The organism is Rhizobacter sp. P2_D12, assembly GCF_056404395.1.
This window is the reverse complement of sequence record NZ_JBFUEB010000046.1, coordinates 28084-45573: the sequence shown is the minus strand read 5'-3', so window position 1 is coordinate 45573 and position 17490 is coordinate 28084. Positions and strand designations below refer to the sequence as shown.

Annotated in this window: 13 protein-coding genes; 4 read left to right on the top strand and 9 right to left on the bottom strand. The window is 70.3% G+C overall.

Going from position 1 to position 17490, the window contains the following annotated elements:
• Nucleotides 1–98 precede the first annotated feature (98 nt).
• On the top strand, nt 99–1562 hold the full coding sequence (locus AC1DYN_RS16770) for a S10 family peptidase (protein WP_477961516.1): 1464 nt from the start codon (nt 99–101) through the stop codon (nt 1560–1562).
• A 39-nt stretch (nt 1563–1601) separates the two neighbouring features.
• On the opposite strand, the gene AC1DYN_RS16765 is transcribed toward AC1DYN_RS16770, so the two are convergent.
• Nucleotides 1602–2483 carry an EamA family transporter gene (locus AC1DYN_RS16765; protein ID WP_477961514.1) on the bottom strand — a complete coding sequence of 294 codons (882 nt, stop codon included), beginning with the start codon at nt 2481–2483 and terminating at the stop codon, nt 1602–1604.
• A gap of 60 nt (nt 2484–2543) precedes the next feature.
• Between AC1DYN_RS16765 and AC1DYN_RS16760 the strand changes: the two genes are divergently transcribed.
• Nucleotides 2544–3578 (top strand): asparaginase, encoded by a 1035-nt coding sequence (locus tag AC1DYN_RS16760; RefSeq protein ID WP_477961512.1) that lies wholly within the window; start codon nt 2544–2546, stop codon nt 3576–3578.
• Between the two features lie 55 nt (nt 3579–3633).
• Here the strand turns inward: AC1DYN_RS16760 and gorA are convergent, their stop codons facing one another.
• From gorA to nudB, 6 genes are all read right to left on the bottom strand, one after another.
• Complete coding sequence (gene gorA, locus AC1DYN_RS16755; RefSeq protein WP_477961510.1) at nt 3634–5025, bottom strand: glutathione-disulfide reductase; 1392 nt, start codon at nt 5023–5025, stop codon at nt 3634–3636.
• Nucleotides 5009–6736, bottom strand: coding sequence for an ATP-dependent DNA ligase (locus AC1DYN_RS16750; protein WP_477961508.1), 1728 nt, complete (start codon nt 6734–6736; stop codon nt 5009–5011). Before AC1DYN_RS16750 ends, gorA begins: the two co-directional genes overlap by 17 nt.
• Nucleotides 6733–7767: a ligase-associated DNA damage response exonuclease gene (locus tag AC1DYN_RS16745; protein ID WP_477961506.1), complete on the bottom strand. Its 1035-nt coding sequence runs from the start codon at nt 7765–7767 to the stop codon at nt 6733–6735. Before AC1DYN_RS16745 ends, AC1DYN_RS16750 begins: the two co-directional genes overlap by 4 nt.
• Before the next feature lie 87 nt (nt 7768–7854).
• Complete coding sequence (gene clsB, locus AC1DYN_RS16740; protein WP_477961504.1) at nt 7855–9159, bottom strand: cardiolipin synthase ClsB; 1305 nt, start codon at nt 9157–9159, stop codon at nt 7855–7857.
• Nucleotide 9160: 1 nt separating this feature from the next.
• Nucleotides 9161–9946 carry an endonuclease/exonuclease/phosphatase family protein gene (locus tag AC1DYN_RS16735; RefSeq protein WP_477961502.1) on the bottom strand — a complete coding sequence of 262 codons (786 nt, stop codon included), beginning with the start codon at nt 9944–9946 and terminating at the stop codon, nt 9161–9163.
• Entirely contained in the window at nt 9943–10395 is a 453-nt protein-coding gene (gene nudB, locus AC1DYN_RS16730) for a dihydroneopterin triphosphate diphosphatase (RefSeq protein WP_477961500.1), read from the bottom strand. The genes AC1DYN_RS16735 and nudB overlap by 4 nt, the downstream gene beginning before the upstream one ends.
• 79 nt (nt 10396–10474) lie before the next feature.
• Here nudB and AC1DYN_RS16725 point away from each other — a divergent pair, with 79 nt between their 5' ends.
• A complete protein-coding gene (locus AC1DYN_RS16725; RefSeq protein WP_477961498.1) occupies nt 10475–11749 on the top strand; it encodes a GNAT family N-acetyltransferase in 1275 nt (424 codons plus the stop codon).
• A 19-nt stretch (nt 11750–11768) separates the two neighbouring features.
• Here the strand turns inward: AC1DYN_RS16725 and AC1DYN_RS16720 are convergent, their stop codons facing one another.
• Entirely contained in the window at nt 11769–12680 is a 912-nt protein-coding gene (locus AC1DYN_RS16720; protein WP_477961496.1) for a hypothetical protein, read from the bottom strand.
• Between the two features lie 200 nt (nt 12681–12880).
• The gene (locus AC1DYN_RS16715; protein ID WP_477961494.1) at nt 12881–13678 is read right to left on the bottom strand and encodes a CsgG/HfaB family protein; all 798 of its coding nucleotides are present in this window, start codon (nt 13676–13678) and stop codon (nt 12881–12883) included.
• A gap of 194 nt (nt 13679–13872) precedes the next feature.
• On the opposite strand from AC1DYN_RS16715, the gene AC1DYN_RS16710 reads away from it, so the two are divergent.
• The gene (locus AC1DYN_RS16710) at nt 13873–17427 is read left to right on the top strand and encodes a fibronectin type III domain-containing protein (protein ID WP_477961492.1); all 3555 of its coding nucleotides are present in this window, start codon (nt 13873–13875) and stop codon (nt 17425–17427) included.
• The last annotated feature ends 63 nt before the right edge of the window (nt 17428–17490 follow it).

Sequence of the window (17490 nt, the reverse complement as noted above, 5' to 3'; positions counted from 1 at the left end):
GGTACCCCACCCGGGCTGCGCGTCGCGCCTTGCCCAGCGCCTTGCCAGGCACCGGCGCGAGCCTTCCCGTAGTGTTAACAGGCCCTCACCACCCATCCATGACCGACAAGACCCCCGACACCCCGGCGCCCCGGCAGGAGATCAAGGAGCGCCTCGTCACCACCGAGCACCGCACGGTGGTCGGCAAGAAGACGCTGGAGTACAGCGTCACCTGCGGCACGCTGGTGCTGCGCGAGGACGAGCAGCACGAAGGCCAGCGCAGCGCCGACAAGCCGCGCGCCAGCCTGTTCTTCGTCGCGTACACGCTGAAGGGGCCGTCGAGCGGGAAGCGCCCGCTGACCTTCAGCTTCAACGGCGGCCCGGGCTCGAGCAGCGTGTGGCTGCACCTGGGCATCCTGGGCCCGCAGCGCGTGGTCACCGACGAGATGGGCAACGCGCCGCCACCGCCCTATGCGCTGGCGGACAACGAGCACACGCTGCTGACCGACAGCGACCTGGTCTTCATCGACCCGGTGGGCACCGGCCACTCGCGCATGGCCGAGGGCGAGAAGGTGGCCGAGTTCCACGACTACCAGCGCGACCTGGATGCGGTCGGCGAGTTCATCCGGCTGTACCTCGCGCGCTACGGCCGATGGGGCAGCCCGAAGTACCTGATCGGCGAGAGCTACGGCACCACGCGCGCGGCCGGGCTGTCGCTGCACCTGCAGGACAAGCACGACATCTTCCTGAACGGCGTGATGCTGGTGTCGCTGGCGGTCGACCTGCAGACATTGCATTTCGACCACGGCAACGAGCTGCCCTATCCGCTGTTCCTGCCGACCTATGCGGCGACCGCGTGGTACCACAAGGCCTTGAGCCCCGCGCTGCAGAAGAAGCCGCTGGCCGAGGTGCTGGCAGCGGCCGAGGCGTTTGCGCTCGGCGACTACACGGTGGCGCTGATGCGGGGCTCGGCGCTCGACGCCAGGGAGCGCCAGCGCATCGCCGGCCAGGTGGCGCTGTACAGCGGATTGAGTGTCGAGTACGTGCTGCGTTGCGACCTGCGGCCGCGCGAGTTCCGCTACTTCAAGGAACTGCTGCGAGAGCGCGGCCAGACGGTGGGCCGGCTGGACAGCCGCTTCCTCGGGCTGGACCGCGACGACGCCGGCGAGGAGCCCGAGAGCGACCCGGCGATGAGCAACCTGCTGGGCGCGTACGCGAGCGGCATCAACCGGCTGCTGAAGGACACGCTGCAGTACGAGACCGATGCACCCTACGTGGTGCATGCGCCGATCTGGGACAAGTGGGGCTGGAAGGATTTCGCGGGCAAGTACGTCAACGTCGGCGGCAGCCTGCGGCGCGCGCTGCATGCCAATCCTGCAATGCGGGTGTACGTGGCGAGCGGGTACTACGACCTCGCGACGCCGCATGCGGCCGGCGACTACACGCTGAACCACCTGGGGTTGCGCGAGCCGCTGCGGCAGAACATCCGCGTCAGCTACTTCGAGGCCGGCCACATGATGTACATCCACCAGCCGTCGTTGAAGCGGATGGCGGCCGAGTTGCGGGCGTTCGTGCGCGGGTGATGCGGGCGCCGACCCGGATGGAGCGAAGCGCAATCCGGGTCACCCGGTGGCAAGGCCCACCACGCCCGCCGCAATGCACGCCGCCCCCGCGATGCGCGTACCACGCTCGCCCTCGCCGAGCAAACGCCCCCCGAGCAGTGCCGCGAACAGCATCGACACCTCGCGCGCCGGCGCCACGTGCGAGAGCGGCGCCAGCCGCGCCGCATACAGCACCAGGATGTAGCCCAGCGGGCTGATCGCCGCCAGCACCAGCGCGTGCTTCCACAGCGCGCGCGCCGATTCCATGAACGCCGCGGGCTTGCGCAACGCGCCGGGCAGCATGAACGGCAGCCGCGCCAGGTTGCCGAAGTAGTCGATCAGGATCGGCGAGATCAGCATCACCTTGACCGAGTAGCCGTCGATCAGCGTGTACAGCGCGATCATGCAGCCGGTGGCTGCGCCGTAGCCCAGGCCGGCCATCACGCGCCGGCGCTGCACCGGGTCGTGCGCGCGCGCCCACAGCGACGGGCCGCCGGCAATCAGGAACACGCCGCCGGTGACCGCCAGCACGCCCAGCACGCCCGCGAGGCTCATGTGCTCGTCGAGCAGCAGCAAGGCCCCGAACGAGCTGATCAGCGGCCCGGTGCCGCGCGCCACCGGGTACACCACCGTCAGGTCGCTGGCCGCATAGCCGCGCAGCAACACGTTGAAGTACACCAGGTGGGCGATGCCGCTCGCGAAGATCAGCGCCCATTCCTTGAGACCCCACAGCGGCACCGTGTCCCACGCCGCCCAGATGCCCACCGGCGCCCACAGCACCACGATCATCAGGCTGGACAGCAGCGCGAAGCGGCTGTCGCCGCCGGCTTTCTTGGCGACCAGGTTCCAGGTGGCATGCAGCAGGGCGGCGATCAGGACCAGGGACAGCGCGAACAGGGACATGGAATCGGCAGCGGCGGGCGGAACGCGCATTGTCGATAGAGTTGCGGCCTGGAGACCCGTATGAATCCGATCCTCGTCGAAGTGTTGCGTGGCGTGCACGTGGAGTCGCGCCATGCCGGTGCGGTGGCCGTCGTGGACGCCGACGGCGGCGTGCTCGCCCAGCTGGGCGACATCGAGCGGCCGATCTTTCCTCGCTCTGCCGTCAAGGTGCTGCAGGCGCTGCCGCTGGTGGCCAGCGGCGCTGCCGAGCGGCTGGGGCTTTCCGACGAAGAGCTGGCGCTGGCCTGCGCGTCGCACAACGGCGAGGAAGTGCACGCCGCGACCGCCGCCGGCATGCTGGCCAAGGCCGGCCTGGACGCGACGGCACTGGAATGCGGTGCCCACTGGCCCTTGCTGGACACGGCGTCGCGCGCGCTGGCCGCGCAAGGGCTGCAGCCGACCGCGCTGAACAACAATTGCTCCGGCAAGCATGCCGGCTTCCTGTGCCTGGCCTGTGCGCAGTCGAACGGCGTCGACCTGCAGCAGTACGCGAAGGGCTATGTCGATGCGGACCACCCGGTGATGCGCGAAGTGACGGCGGCGCTGCAGGCCACCACCGGCTTCGACCTGTCGACGGCGCCGCGCGGCACCGATGGCTGCTCGATCCCGACCTTCGCGATCCCGCTGCGCCACCTGGCGCACGCCTTCGCGCGCGTCGGCACCGGGGTCGGTCTGTCACCGGGGCATGCGCGCGCAGCGAAGCAGCTGCGCCATGCCGTCGCACGGGCACCGTTCATGGTGGCCGGCACCGGGCGGTTCGACACGCGGGTGATGGAGCGGCTGGGCGAGCGCGCCTTCGTGAAGGTGGGGGCGGAGGGCGTCTACTGCGCCGCGCTGCCCGAGCGCGGGCTCGGCGTCGCGATCAAGATGGACGATGGCAACACGGCGCGGGCCGCCGAGGTCGCGATGGCGGCCGCGATCGAGGCCTTGCTGGCGCTGGATGACGAGGATGCGGCGTTCATGCGCGGGCTGAGCGAGACGACGCTGCGCAACTGGAATGGCATCGAGGTGGGATCGTTCCGGGCTGCGTCGCCGCTGCGGCTGGAACTGAAGTGACCTGAGGATCCCGGATTCCGCTGCGCTTCATCCGGGCTACGGGCAGCGGGCCGGCTTACTTCCGCGACACCGGCACCCGCATCGTCACGAACTCCTCCGCCACCGTCGGGTGGATGCCGATCGTGCGATCGAGCTGCGCCTTCGTCAGCCCCGCCTGCACCGCCACCGCAAAGCCCTGCACCACCTCGCCGGCATCGGCACCCACCATGTGCGCGCCCAGCAGCCGGTCGCTCGCGTCGTCGACCACCAGCTTCAGCAGCGTGCGCTCGGTGCTGCCGCTCAGCGTGTGCTGCAGCGGCTTGAACTCGCTGCGGTAGATGCGCAGCGTGCCGTGCTCGGCACGCGCCGCCTCCTCGCCCAGCCCCACCGTGCCGACGTTCGGGTGCGTGAAGATCGCCGTCGGCACCGTGCCGTAGTCCAGCGGCTGCCGCTTGCCCTCGCCGAACAGGTGGTCGATCAGCAGCATCGCCTCGGCCAGCGCCACCGGGGTCAGCGCCTTGTGCCCCACCAGGTCTCCCAGCGCATGCACCGACGGCACGTTGGTGGTGAAGTGCGCGTCCACCGGCACCGTGGCGTCGGCATTCACCCGCACGCCCGCCTCGGCCAGCCCGAGCCCCCGGCTGCGCGCGCGCCGGCCGGCGGCGTGCAGCACGGTGTCGGCCTCCAGCACGCTGTCGTCGGCCAGCTGCAGCCGCTGCATCTCGCCGCGCCGCTCCACCGCGGCGATGCGCGCGTTCAGCCGGATGTCGACGCCCTTCTTGCGCATCTCGGCCGCCATGAAGTGCGCGATCTCGGCATCGAAGCCGCGCAGCAGCTGCGGCCCGCGGTGCAGCAAGGTCACCTTCGAGCCCAGCCCGTTGAAGATCGACGCGAACTCGCAGGCGATGTAGCCGCCGCCCACCACCACCAGCCGCTTCGGGAACGGCGACAGGTCGAACATGTCGTCCGAACTCATCGCCCATTCGCTGCCCGGCAGGTCCAGCCGCACCGGCTCGCCGCCGGTGGCCAGCACGATGTGCTTCGCACTGAAGCGCTGCTCGTGCGTGGTGGTCTTCACCGCCACCGTGTGCGCGTCCAGCAGCTTGGCCCAGCCGCGCACCAGCTGCACGCTGGCGCCGCGCAGCAGCTCGGCGTACACGCCGTTCAGGCGCGCGATCTCGGCGCCACGGCGTGCCTTCAGCACGTCCCAGTCGAACACCGGTTCGTCGAGCTGCCAGCCGAAGCCGCGCGATTGCGCGAAGGACTCGTGGTAATGCGCCGCGTAGCTGTAGAGCTTCTTCGGGATGCAGCCCAGGTTGACGCAGGTGCCGCCCAGCGCACTGCCCTCGGCCAGGATCACCCGCGCGCCCAGCTGGGCCGCCATGCGGCTTGCGCGCACGCCGCCGCTGCCGGCGCCGATCACGAACAGGTCACAGTCGTACTGCTGTTTGTCAGTTGTCAGCGCCATTCCCCGGCTCCCTGGTCATGTTCATCAACGCCCGCAGCGTAGCCAGCGTGTCGGCTTCGTGCAAAGGCTTGTCGTGGCGTATGCGCAGCATGCGTGGAAAGCGCACGGCAATCCCGCTCTTGTGGCGCGGGCTCGCATTGATCCCCTCGAAGCCGAGCTCGAAGACCAGCGACGGCCGCACGCTGCGCACCGGACCGAACTTCTCGATCGTCGTCTGTCGGATGATGCGGTCAACCTCGCGGAATTCGTCATCGCTCAAACCCGAATACGCCTTCGCGAACGGTACCAATTGCAGCGCGTCGGCGTGCGCCGGCTCGCGCGCCGCGATCGCGTCGACCACCGCCTGCGCCTCGGCCGCGCCGGCCGGCGGGCGGTTCCACACCGCGAAGGTGTAGTCGGTGTATACGCTGGCCCGCCGGCCGTGGCCGGCCTGGGCGTAGATCAGCACCGCGTCGACGCTCAGCGGCTCGATCTTCCATTTGAGCCAGGTTCCTGCCGCCAGCCCCTCCTGCTTGCGCCGCCCGCTGCCGCAGTGCGCATCGGCATGCTTGAGCATGAAGCCCTCGACGCCGCGGGCGCGCGATTCCTGGCGCAGCGTCGCCAGTTCGGCCCAGCTGGCGCGCCGTTCGACCGGCGACAGGCGCATCGCGCGGCCGGCCGCCGCCGCTTCGAGCAGCGCACGCCGCTCGCGCTGCGGGCGGCCGCGCAGGTCCTGGCCGTCCCACTCGAGCAGGTCGTAGGCGATGAAGCTGGCCGGTGCGTCGGCCAGCACCTTCTTCGTGAGGGTCTTGCGGGCAATGCGCTGCTGCAGCAGGTTGAACGGGGCCGGCGCACCGTCCTTCCAGACCAGGATCTCGCCATCCAGCACCGTGCCGTCGGGCCATTCGCGGGCCAGCTCGACGACCTCGGGGAAGCGCTCGGTGACCAGCTCTTCGCCGCGCGACCAGATCCAGGTGCCGCCGGCGCGGCGCACGATCTGCGCGCGGATGCCGTCGTACTTCCACTCGACCAGCCAGTCGCCCGGCGCACCCAGGCGGGCGTCGAACTCCGGCAGCGAGGCCTCGACGGCATGGGCCAGGAAGAACGGGTACGGCTGCCCGCTCGCCACCGGGCCCTCGCCTTCGCGCGCCAGCAGCACCGCAAAGCGTGCCGCATCGGGCGAGGCCTTGGCATCGGTCCAGCCCATCATCCGCTGCGCGAGCAGCTTCGGGTCCAGCCCGCCCAGCTCGGCCAGCGCGCGCTGCACCAGCAGCTTGCTGACGCCGACGCGGAAGCCGCCGCCGATCAGCTTGGTCAGCAGGAAGCGGCCGGTGGTGTCGAGCTCGTCCCAGAACACCGTGATGCGCGCCGCCTGCTCGGCGGGCGACAGCCCGCGCAAGGGCAGCAGCCGCTGCTCGACCCAGTCGGCCAGGCCCACGTCGCCGGCATGCGCCGGCGCCGGCAGCACCAGCGCGATGGTCTCGGCCAGGTCGCCGACGGCCTGGTAGCACTCCTCGAACAGCCAGTCGCTGATGGCGGCGCGTTCGCAGGCCAGCGTGCGCAGCGTCGCGGTGGGCACCACCTGGCGCGGCTTGCCGCCGGACAGGAAGTAGACCGCCCAGGCCGCGTCGGCCGGGGCTGCCTCGGCGAAGTAGCGCTTCAGCGCGGCCACCTTGGCCGAGGTGGCGGTGGTCGCGTCGAGCTCGGCGAAGAGGTGCGAGAAGCGCTTCACGCGGTCCCTTCCTTGTCGCCCTGTTCCTCGCGCTCGTCGTCATATTCGGTGTGGAAGGCCCCGGCCTGCAGGCCCTGCTCCTGCAGCCAGCGCACCATCACCGCCTCGTAGCCGTGGGTGACGATCACGCGCGTGGCACCGGTGGCCGTGATCGCGCGCTGCAGGCCGGGCCAGTCGGCGTGGTCGCTCAGCACGAAGCCGCGGTCGACGGCGCGCCGCCGCCGCGTGCCGCGCAGCTGCATCCAGCCGCTCGCGAAGGCGTCGCTGTAGTCGCCGAAGCGGCGCGTCCAGGCGGAGCCTTGCACCGAGGGCGGCGCCACCACCAGCGCGCGCGCCAGGCTGGCCTTGTCGGTGATGTCCGTCACCCGCTGCGTGGCCGGCAGCAGCACGCCCGCCGCGCGATAGGCCTGGTTCAGCGGCTCGACCGCACCGTGCACGACGATCGGCCCGATGCCGGCGTCCACGCCGGCCAGGATGCGCTGCGCCTTGCCGAAGCTGTAGCCCAGCAGCAGGCTGGCGCGGCCGGCGTCGGCGTTGGCGCGCCACCAGCCATCGATGTCGGCGAACACCTCGTGCTGCGGCTGCCAGCGGTAGATCGGCAGGCCGAAGGTCGATTCGGTGATGAAGCAGTCGCAGCGCACCGGCTGGAACGCGGTGCAGGTGCGGTTGTCGTCGCCGGCGCCGCTGACGAAGTAGTCGCCCGACGCGACCCAGACCTGCCCGCCGTGCTCGAGGCGCACCTGGGCCGAGCCCAGCACGTGGCCGGCCGGGTGCAGCGACAGCCGCACGCCGTGGTGCTCGATGGCCTCGCCGTAGGCCAGCGTCTGCAGCGTGATGTCGTCGCCGAGGCGCGCGCGCAGCACGCCTTCGGACGGCGCGGAGGCCAGGTAGTGCGCATGGCCGCGGCGTGCATGGTCGCCGTGCGCGTGCGTGATCACCGCGCGGTCGACCGGGCGCCATGGGTCGATGTAGAAGTCGCCGGGCGGGCAGTACAGGCCCTCGGGGCGCTCGATGACAAGGTCAGTGGTCATGCCGCTCCTCGTCGCCCGGATGGCAATCCGGGGCGGCTTCACGCCAGAGGGACGATTCCCGGATTGGCATCCGGGCTACGGGACTCATCAATACCGTCCCGTGGAGCCCGCGATGCGCAGGTAGACGTGCGCGCACCACGCGACGAAGCCGCGCTGCAGCGCGCCGCGCAGCGTGCGCGGATGCGCCTGCTTCGGGTCGATCTCGCGCGACGCCGCGACGGCCGCGTCGAAGCGCGCCGCCAGCGCCTGGCTGAAGGCCTCGTCGCGCACGATCACGTTGGCCTCCAGGTTCAGCAGCAGCGACAGCGGGTCGATGTTGGAACTGCCGACGGTGGCCCAGTCGCCGTCGATCACCGCCACCTTGGCATGCAGGAAGGCGGGCGTGTATTCGTAGATGCGCACGCCGTGGTTCAGCAGCTCGTCGTACAGCACGCGCGCGGCGAGGCCGGCGATGCGGTAGTCGAGCTTGCCCTGCAGCAGCAGCCGCACCGGCACGCCACGGTCGGCCGCCTCGCGCAGCGCACGGCGGAACGGCCGGCCCGGGTAGAAGTAGGGCGAGATCAGGTCGACACGTTCGCGCGCGGAGCGGATCGCGTCGATGTAGCTGCGCTCGATGGTGCGGCGCTGGCGCAGGTTGTCGCGCAGCACGAAGGCGGCGCGCACCGGCGGCAATGCATCGGGGCTCAGCTGCAACCCCTTGTTGCGCGGCATGCGCAGCCGGCGCAGCAGGCGCTTGGCGCGCGCGATCGGCTCGGTGCTGCGCGCCAGCGCGACCACCTCCTCGCGCAGGTCCTGGCCCAGCTCGGCACGGGTCCACACCGCGCGGATGGTCTGCTCGATCGGGTCGACCACCGGCCCGCGCACCTGCACCGCGAAGTCGAGCCGCGGCTGCTCGGTGGCGCCGTGCACCAGGTCGATGCGGTCGTCGATCTGGTTGATGCCGCCGCAGAAGCCGACCTCGCCGTCGATCACGCACAGCTTCTGGTGCAGCCGGCGCAGCTGGCCGGGCTGGAACCAGCTCCACCAGCTGGTGATGGGGCGGAAGATCGCCAGGTCGATGCCGCCGTCCTCGAGCAGCGGCTGCAGGTGCGGCAGGAAGGCGCGCGAGCCGAAGCCGTCGAGCACCACGCGCACCGCGACGCCGCGCCGCGCAGCCGCCAGCAGCGCCTGCGTGACCACGCCGGCGCTGCCTTCGTCGAGGTAGATGTAGGTGGCCAGCCAGACCTCGTGGCGCGCCGCGTCGATCGCGCGCGCCATCGCCGGGAACAGCTGGTCGCCGCCGCACAGCAGCTCGACCTGGTTGTTGCCGCAGAACAGCGCGCGCGGCAGCGTGCGCCACAGCTCGTCGGGCAGCGGCGGTTCGCCGTGATGGCGGCGGCGGTGCCTGGTCATGTCATTCCAGTTCGAGCTCGGCCACCAGGGGCAGGTGGTCCGACATCCGCGCCCACGCCGCGCCGCGCGGCACCGAGGTGCCGGTGCAGCGGAAGCCGCGCGTGTAGATGCGGTCGAGCGAGAACACCGGCATGCGCGACGGGAAGGTGCGCTGCGAGCTGCTGCCGGCGCGCTCGGCGCGGCGCAGGCCGAGCGCGTGCATCGGCGCGTCGAGCTTGCCGCCCCAGTCGTTGAAATCGCCGGCCAGCACCACCGGCTCGTGCGCGGGCACCTGGCTCGCGACGAAGGCGCCGATGCGCTCGACCTGGCGCACCCGGCTCGAATGGATCAGGCCGAGGTGGGCCACGATGGCATGCACCAGCACGCCGTGCCAGTCCACGCGCGCGTGCAGCAGCCCGCGCTGCTCGAAGCGGTGGTCGGAGACGTCGTGGTGGCCGATGTCCTCGCCCAGCGGCCAGCGCGACAGCAGCGCATTGCCGTGCTCGCCGCCATTCGTGCGGGCATTGGTGCGGTAGGCGGCGTGGTAGCCGTCGGGTGCCAGGTAGTCGGCCTGCGGCATGCGCGGCCAGCCGATGTGGGTGTCTGGAAAGCGCTGCGCCTCGCCGTGGTGGAAGCTGCGCACCTCCTGCAGGAACACCACGTCGGCGTCCAGCGCCTCGATGCCCAGGCCCAGGTTGTGGATCTCCAGCCGCTTGCGCGGCCCGACGCCGCGCACGCCCTTGTGGATGTTGTAGGTGGCCACGCGCAGGATGTGCGGCGGATGCAGGGTGGATGCTGACGCCGTCATCGCGCGAGGGACTCCAGTTGAAGGATGGCGGCCGCGTTGGTGTGCGAGAAGCAGCAGTCTGCCGCCTCGCGCCAGGGCAGCCACCGGTAGCGCAGGTGCTCGCGCGGGCTCAGGCGGATCGGCGTCTGGCGATCGACCTGCAGCGAGAACACGTGCTCGGTGTTGTGGGTGACGCCGGCGGCGTAGCGGTGCGCCCAGGCCGGCAGGATGGGATAGACGTTGCGCTGCCCCCAGTCGACCAGGCGCTCGGCCGGCACGCCGGGCGAGCCGATGGCGATGCCGGTTTCCTCGGACACCTCGCGCACCGCGGTGGCGCGCAGGGCTTCATCGGGCATGGCGCGCGAGCCGGTCACGCTCTGCCAGCTGCCGGGGGCGTCGGCCCGTTCGAGCAGCAGCACCTCGCGCTGCGGCGAATGGACGAGCACCAGCACCGACTCCGGGATCTTCATGGCATGAAGGATAGCGGCTCGCACCGGCCGGCCCGTGTCGGCCGATGCCCCGCGCCCGGGTCGGGCAAACTCCCGCCCCATGCCCAGCCTGACCACCCTCCAGCTGAAACTCTCGCAACGCCGCCGGCTGCGCCGGCCGAGCGGATTGCGCTTCGCCATCGCCGACGTGCTCGGCCAGTTGAACCCGGCCCACTGGGATGCCGTCGTCGACGGCCAGTCGTGGTTCTTCAGCCGCGCCTACCTGGGCGTGCTGGAAGCGGCCCCGCCCGATTGCCTGTCGCCGCGCTATGCGCTGATCAGCGATGACGGTGGCCCGGTGGCCGCGGTGGTGATGCAATGGGCCGAGCTCGAACGCGAACGGCTGCGGCCGCGGCCCGGTGCGGTAACGCCGGCCGAGGGCAAGCGGGCGCGGCTGAAGCAGTTGCTCGGGCGCGCCGCGGCCGGCAGCGGCACGGCCGTGGCGACGCGGCTGAGCGAACGCGTGCTGGTGTGCGGCAACCTGCTGAGCTACGGCATGCATGCGGTGGCGATGGCGCCCGACGTCGACCCGGCGGCGGTGTGGCCCGCGGTGGCCGAGGTGCTGTACCGCGTGCGCCGCGCCGAGAAGCTGGCCGGGCAGGCCGGCTTCGTGATGGTCAAGGACGTGACCAGCCGCGAAGCGCCGGCGCTGCAGGTGTTGGAAGGCCTGTCGTACCGCGGCGTCGACACCGAGCCCAACATGGTGCTGGCGTTGCCCGAGGCCTGGAAGACGCACGACGACTACCTGGCCAGCATGGCCTCCAAGTACCGCAGCGCGGTGAAGAACCAGATCGTCGAGCCGGTGCGCAAGGCCGGGCTGTCGGTGCGCGTGTTCGAGCCGGACGACGCGTTGCTGGCGCGCATGCATGCGCTGTACCTGCAGGTGCACGAGAACGCGAGCCTGCGGCCGTTCACGCTGCACCCGGGCTACTTCGGCGCGCTGACGAAGGCGGCCGGGCCGCGGCTGCGCCACAGCGGCGTGTTCGACGGCGACACGCTGCTGGGTTTCATCGCGACGCTGCTGGACGGTGGGACCGCGGTGGCGTACCACATCGGCTTCGACCGTGCGGCCGCGGCCGGGCATCCGCTGTACCTGCGGCTGCTGCATGCGAGCATCGAGCAGGCGATCGCGATGGGCGCGCGCGAGGTGTCGTTCGGCCGCACCGCGCTCGACCCGAAGGCCCGGCTGGGCGCCAGGCCGCAGGCGATGCAGGTGTGGGTGCGGCACCGCCAGCCGGTGATCAACCAGATCACGCGGCGCATGCTGGGGTTGCTGCGGCACGAGGAGGCGCCGGAGCGCAATCCGTTCAAAGCGGTGCCGGCGGCCCCGCAATAGCGACGGCGTTCCCAGCGTCTCAACGGCGGCTCGTCATGTCGCTGCCGATCAGTCTCAGCAATCGTTCCTTCTTGTCCGCGTAGTCACCAGCACGGCACGCGGACAGGATGTGGTCGGCGTCCCCCAGGCCTTTGGCGTCTGCATCTCCGGCCAGGAATTGCCGCCCGTCACTGCGCATCCAGGGACGGGAAGCCGATCGAATCTCCAGCTGCGCCCCGTCATGCTGCAGCCATGCAGCCAGTGCATCGAGGTCGGCCTTTGCGGTCCACGTCCCCGTGTCGGTCTCCGCGCCATACGCGGGCTTCAGCAAGATCGCCTGCGTGGGATGCAATGCATCCCGCCAGGCGTTCATGTCGAGCCACACGTGCGGGTCGTGCAACGAGGCCGCTGGATAGTGATACGCCCCAGCCAATCCCGTCGCCCGGTTGATCCCGACGATGAAGCAGCACGACCACAGCTGCGAGCTCATCACCTCCAGTCTGTCCGAGATGATCCCCTGGCCCATCTCGATGAAGACGGAGGCCTTGTCGAGCCTGCAGGCCACTTCATCCAGTTCTTCGACAGGCGTCCAACCCTTGGGAAGTTGTTCGAGCGGTGGTCGCACCACGGCCTCGGCCACCAGTTTGGGGCGTCCGAACTGGACAGGCAGTTCGCCCGCTTCAGGAGGTATCCACACCTGAACCTGCGGAGCTTCCACGTCGATCAGTTGACCGCGCCATTGCACCTGCCGACCCACCCAGGTGTGAACCGTCAGGCGCGTTGCGCATGCGCCCAGATCGAGGATCACGGTGGGCTGTTCGGGCCTGGCCTGCGGGGGCGGCAGCACCAGCAGGTCGATCGATCCGTCACCAGGATCGATCGCTTGCAGTTCGATGGTACCGGGATGGCTCGCCTCTCGAAGCAGTTGCTTCCATTGCTCGGCGTCGATCACTGCAGCTTCCGGCGGAGGTCCGCAGTCAACGTATCCATCGGTTCGAGAGCGGAACGATGTGCGCAAGATGGAACGCATGGGCGAAGCGTGAATGGCAAGGACACCGACGGTACCCATGGGACCTCGCATCGTCCTGCCAGCAAGTCACGCCGCCCGTGTGACGAGTGTCAGCCTCGTCACATTTCCGAGCCCCGGAACGTTCAGCCCTTCACACCCTTCACCGGCACCGCCGGCGGCAGCTCCTTGCCCTGCAGCATCCGCACCTGCGTCACGAGGTGGTTGTGCGCATCCAGGAAGGCCGCGGCGATCACCTTGCCTTCGTTGCTGTTGCTCCACCCGGCCCCCGCCGCACCGCCCAGCTTGCCCAGCACCAGCCCACCCATGCCCAGGTCGGTCACGCGCACCGAGCCGGTCGACGCAGCGAGCTGCTCGGTGGTCTCGTTGTCGGTCAGCAGCAGCGCCACCTGCGCTTCCTTCAGCTTGACGCTGTCGGCCACGCCGACGAACTTGTTCAGCACCGGGATCATGCCGAGGATGCCGCCGATCTCGCGGCCGGCGTTCTGCTCGCTGAAGGTGAGGCTGGGCGTCAGCGAATACTGCGCCTCGTAGCCCTTGCCCTTGGCCACCGTGCTGCCGTTCTTGCGCAGGATGCCGGCGTCCTTCAGCTCCTGCTCCTGCACCGTGGCGCGCAGGCCGGCCGAACGATCGACCACGCGGAAGCAGCCGCTTTGCTGCGCCAGCAGCCGCACCAGCGGCACCGGCGACTGCGGCAAGTTGTAGCCGGACACCATGGTGTAGCCGTTCGGGTTCTCCACCAGCGCGAGCGTGGCCACCGGTGCATCGCACCTGACCAGTTCGCGGGCCGCCGATTGCGCACCGGCCGGGCCGGCCGAGCCGGTGACGACCGAGCCCCCTTGCCCGAGTTCGGCGCCCTGCTTGCCGCAGCCCGACAAGACCAGGGCCGCTGCAACACCCGCCAGCAGGCAGACACGATTCATGGCGGGATCCTTTTCAAAACAGTGGACGGAATGGCCCCGGATGATGCCAGGGCCCGACTGACGAACGGGCACGCGACCTGGGGGATGGACACCGGCCCGTCTGTGTGCTCGCGGCTGCATCTTTTCTCCACATTCGATGCGCAAGCTGGCACCCGCCCGATTCCTCCCCCTCGGTCTTCCGGAGCTCTCGATCCATGAAGCTTGCATCCTTGCGTTCACCTTCCCTCGGCCTGCTGCTGGCCAGCCTCGTCGTCGCCTGCGGCGGCGGTGGCGGTGGCGGTGGCAGCGACGCGGCCGACACCGGCACGGTGATCAGTGCCGCCCCGTCCGCGGTATCCGACGTGGTCGCCACGCCGGCAGACCAGTCGATCGTGCTGAGCTTCAAGGTCTCGAACCCGCAGAACGTCACGGGGTTCGACACGGAGTGCACCAGCAGCACCGAGACCGTCAAGGTGCACACCGACTCGCATGGCACGGCCAGCGACGACGTGCTGGTGACCGGCCTGCACAACGCGGACACCTACAGCTGCACCGTGAGCGCCGTCAACAGCAGCGGCACCAGCGCCGCGGCCAGCGCTGCCGCAGTGACCGCCGGCGCGGCGTCCACGAGCGGAACGCCGGCGGCGCCCGGCTCGGTGGTGGTGACAGCGGGCGCCACCTCGGCGGTCATCAGCTTCGCCGAATCCAGCACCGATGGCGGCACCGCCGTCAGCTCGTACCTCGGCGTCTGCCTCGCGCCGGACAAGGTCTCTTACAGCTACGCCGCCGCCAGCCCGATCGTGGTACTGGGGCTGACCCCCGGCGTTCCCCACACCTGCTGGAGCAGTGCCCTCAACGCGGTGGGAGCCGGCAAGGCCTCCGCTGCGGCGGTGGTGACCCCGCTGGCGGGCACGCTGGTGGCGGCCGGGGCGCCGGCGGCACCCACCGGCATCGCGGTCACACGCAGCGCCGGCGCGGCCATCGTCGCGTTCAACACCGGCAGCACCAGCGCCAGTGCGTCCAAGCGCCGCGCGAAAGGCACGGCCACCGAGTCGGGCGACCTGTACCGGGCGACCTGCTACATCGACAGCCAGGTCGTCACCGTCGAATCGAGCGCCAGCCCGATCACCGTGCCGCAGTTGAAGAATGGCGAGGAACACCATTGCGTGGTGACCCGCGTCACCCCGGCCGGCACCAGCGCCGACTCCGGCGCGGTGACCGTCACGCCCGCCACCGTGCCGGGGGCACCCACGCTGACCGACGCGATCGGCGGCGACACGACCGCCACGATCGGCTTCACGGCCCCCGCCACGGACGGCGGGTCGCCCATCACCGGCTACCGGGTCAGCTGCATCGCCGGCGAAAAGCTCGCGAAACGCGACACCGGCCCGGACGCACGCAGCGTGCTGGTCGCCGGCCTGGTCAATGGCACGGCGTACGGCTGCAGCGTGGCCGCGGTCAACGACGTCGGCGCGGGCGCCGCCTCGGCCACGAAGACCGTCACGGCGCTGGCGGCCCCGGTGTCCACCGGCACCGCCGCGCCGAGTGCCCCGCAGGCGGTGCAGGCCACGGCCGGCAACGGCAGCGTGGCGATCAGCTTCACGCCCGTCACCGACAGCAGCTCGCCGGTGGTCGACTACACCGTCACCTGCACATCCGCGACCGAGCAGGTCAGCCAGACCGGCACGACCTCGCCGATCACGGTGAACGGACTGGACGACGGCGTGCCCTACGACTGCGTCGTGACCGCCCGCACCGAGACGGGCACTGTCAGCAGCGCGTCCGCCGCACAGACCGTGACGCTCGCAGTGACGGCGCCGCCCGCGCCCGTGCTGCTCAGCGTGACCCCGGGCAATGCCAGCATCGCCGTGGCCTTCGACGCGGGCAGCGGTGCCGGCTCGCCCGCCAGCAGCCATGCCGCGACCTGTGGCGACGTCCGGAGCCCGTCCGCGGCGTCCAGCCCGATCACGGTGAGCGGGCTGAAGAACGGCAGCATCTATGCCTGCTGGGTGGAGGCCACCAACACCGCGGGCAGCACGCGGTCCGTCGAGTCCAAGAGCACGAAGCCGCGCACCACGCCGCAAGCGCCGACCAACGTTCGCGCCGAAGCCGGCAACGCCAGCATCACGCTCAGCTACCAGGCGCCGGCAGRCGACGGCGGAGCCGACATCAGCGGCTACACCGCGAATTGCAGGAACGGGACCCGGTTGTGGGCCGTCGACGCCGCGGGCAAGGACACCTACGGCATCACCGTCACGGAGCTGACCAACGGCGACCCGTACGAGTGCAAGGTGTTCGCGCGCAACGTGGCCGGTTCGGGCGAACCGTCGACAGCCATCCTCGCGACGCCCTCGGCGGGCGTCGTGGAGACGGCGCCGGCCATGGCATCCGATGTGGCGATCTCGTCGGTCGGCAGCGGCGAGCTGACCGTCTCGTTCACGCGGCCCTCGGCCAACGGCAGCGACGTGAGCTATGCGCTCGTGTGCTCGCCGGGCGACATCAACAAGAGCGCCGGCACGGCCAGCAGCGTGAAGGCGACCGGGCTCGCCAACGGCACGCCCTACGCATGCCTGGTCCGCGCGACGCGGGGCTCGTTGTCGACCGATTCCGCGACGATCACCGGGACGCCCAACGCGCTGCCACTCGCGCCGGCGTTGTCCGTGAGCGTGGGCGACCGGACGCTCAACTACAGCTTCACGCCGGTGGCCGGTGAAACCTACGCTGCGAGCTGCACGGGCGGCACGGTGGGCGGCATCGACAACGGGAAGTTCAGCGTGACGGAGCTGACCAATGGCGTGTCGTACGGTTGCTCGGTGACCGCGACGAACAGCGCGGGGTCGAGCACGTCGCAAGCGGCGGCCACGCCCGGCACGACGCCCGGTGCTCCGACGCTGTCGATGACCGCGGGTCCGGCGAGCGCCGGCAACGCGTCCCTGACCGTCACGGTCGGGGCACCGGCCCAGAATGGCGGCGCCAGCATCGACAGCTACAAGCTGATCTGCGATGGAGGCCTGAGCTTCTCGCCATCGCCGAGCAGCCTGAGCAAGACCTTCACCGGCCTGCCCAACAACAAGACCTACTCCTGCTCGGTCAAGGCGCACAACAGCTTCGGAGACGGCAGCCAAGCCAGTGCCAGCGCCACCACGTCGGTCACCGCGCCGAGTGCGCCCGGGTTGACCGTCACGCCTGGCACGTCCTCGCCCGGGAACGCTGCGTTGAACATCGTGGTGAGCGCGCCGCTGCAGAACGGCGGCAGCGCCATCGCAAGCTATGGGCTGTCGTGCACCGCGGGCAGCACCGTGCAGACGGCCACCGTGTCCAACATGGTGGCAACGGTCAACGGACTGCCCAATGGGACCGCCTATTCGTGCACCGTCACGGTCACGAATCAGGCCAACCTGAGTAGTGCCGCGACAGCCACGGGAACGACGGCGATCACGGTGCCCAGCATGCCGACTGTCTCCTGGACAGCCCAGTGCGGGAAAGTCTTCGACGCCGCAGTCAGCGCAGGCACATCCACTGGCGGAAGCCCGATCACCGAATACGTTCTCACGCTGCGGGAATACGCACCTCCTTCTTACGGGGGCGGCTTGATGAAGACTGACAGCGACGTGATTCTCGGTGCGAACGGTGGAACACGACAATTCACCGGAGGTGACAACTACTACGAAGTCACCGTAAAGGCCAGAAACGCGGTGGGCGACAGCGCACCATACGTCACGAACAAGTTGCTAGGCCGGTTCTGCATCGCGCCACCGGCACCAACCTGATTCGACAGATCAAACGCGAAATGCCGCCCAAGGGCGGCATTTTCTTTTTTCAGCTCAGCAGCG

Excerpts from the sequence above, each read along its gene's own strand:
- AC1DYN_RS16770 (WP_477961516.1), top strand. The coding sequence starts at position 99 with ATGACCGACAAGACCCCCGACACCCCGGCGCCCCGGCAGGAGATCAAG.
- AC1DYN_RS16765 (WP_477961514.1), bottom strand. The coding sequence starts at position 2,483 with ATGTCCCTGTTCGCGCTGTCCCTGGTCCTGATCGCCGCCCTGCTGCAT.
- AC1DYN_RS16760 (WP_477961512.1), top strand. The coding sequence starts at position 2,544 with ATGAATCCGATCCTCGTCGAAGTGTTGCGTGGCGTGCACGTGGAGTCG.
- gorA (WP_477961510.1), bottom strand. The coding sequence starts at position 5,025 with ATGGCGCTGACAACTGACAAACAGCAGTACGACTGTGACCTGTTCGTG.
- AC1DYN_RS16745 (WP_477961506.1), bottom strand. The coding sequence starts at position 7,767 with ATGACCACTGACCTTGTCATCGAGCGCCCCGAGGGCCTGTACTGCCCG.
- clsB (WP_477961504.1), bottom strand. The coding sequence starts at position 9,159 with ATGACCAGGCACCGCCGCCGCCATCACGGCGAACCGCCGCTGCCCGAC.
- AC1DYN_RS16735 (WP_477961502.1), bottom strand. The coding sequence starts at position 9,946 with ATGACGGCGTCAGCATCCACCCTGCATCCGCCGCACATCCTGCGCGTG.
- nudB (WP_477961500.1), bottom strand. The coding sequence starts at position 10,395 with ATGAAGATCCCGGAGTCGGTGCTGGTGCTCGTCCATTCGCCGCAGCGC.
- AC1DYN_RS16725 (WP_477961498.1), top strand. The coding sequence starts at position 10,475 with ATGCCCAGCCTGACCACCCTCCAGCTGAAACTCTCGCAACGCCGCCGG.
- AC1DYN_RS16715 (WP_477961494.1), bottom strand. The coding sequence starts at position 13,678 with ATGAATCGTGTCTGCCTGCTGGCGGGTGTTGCAGCGGCCCTGGTCTTG.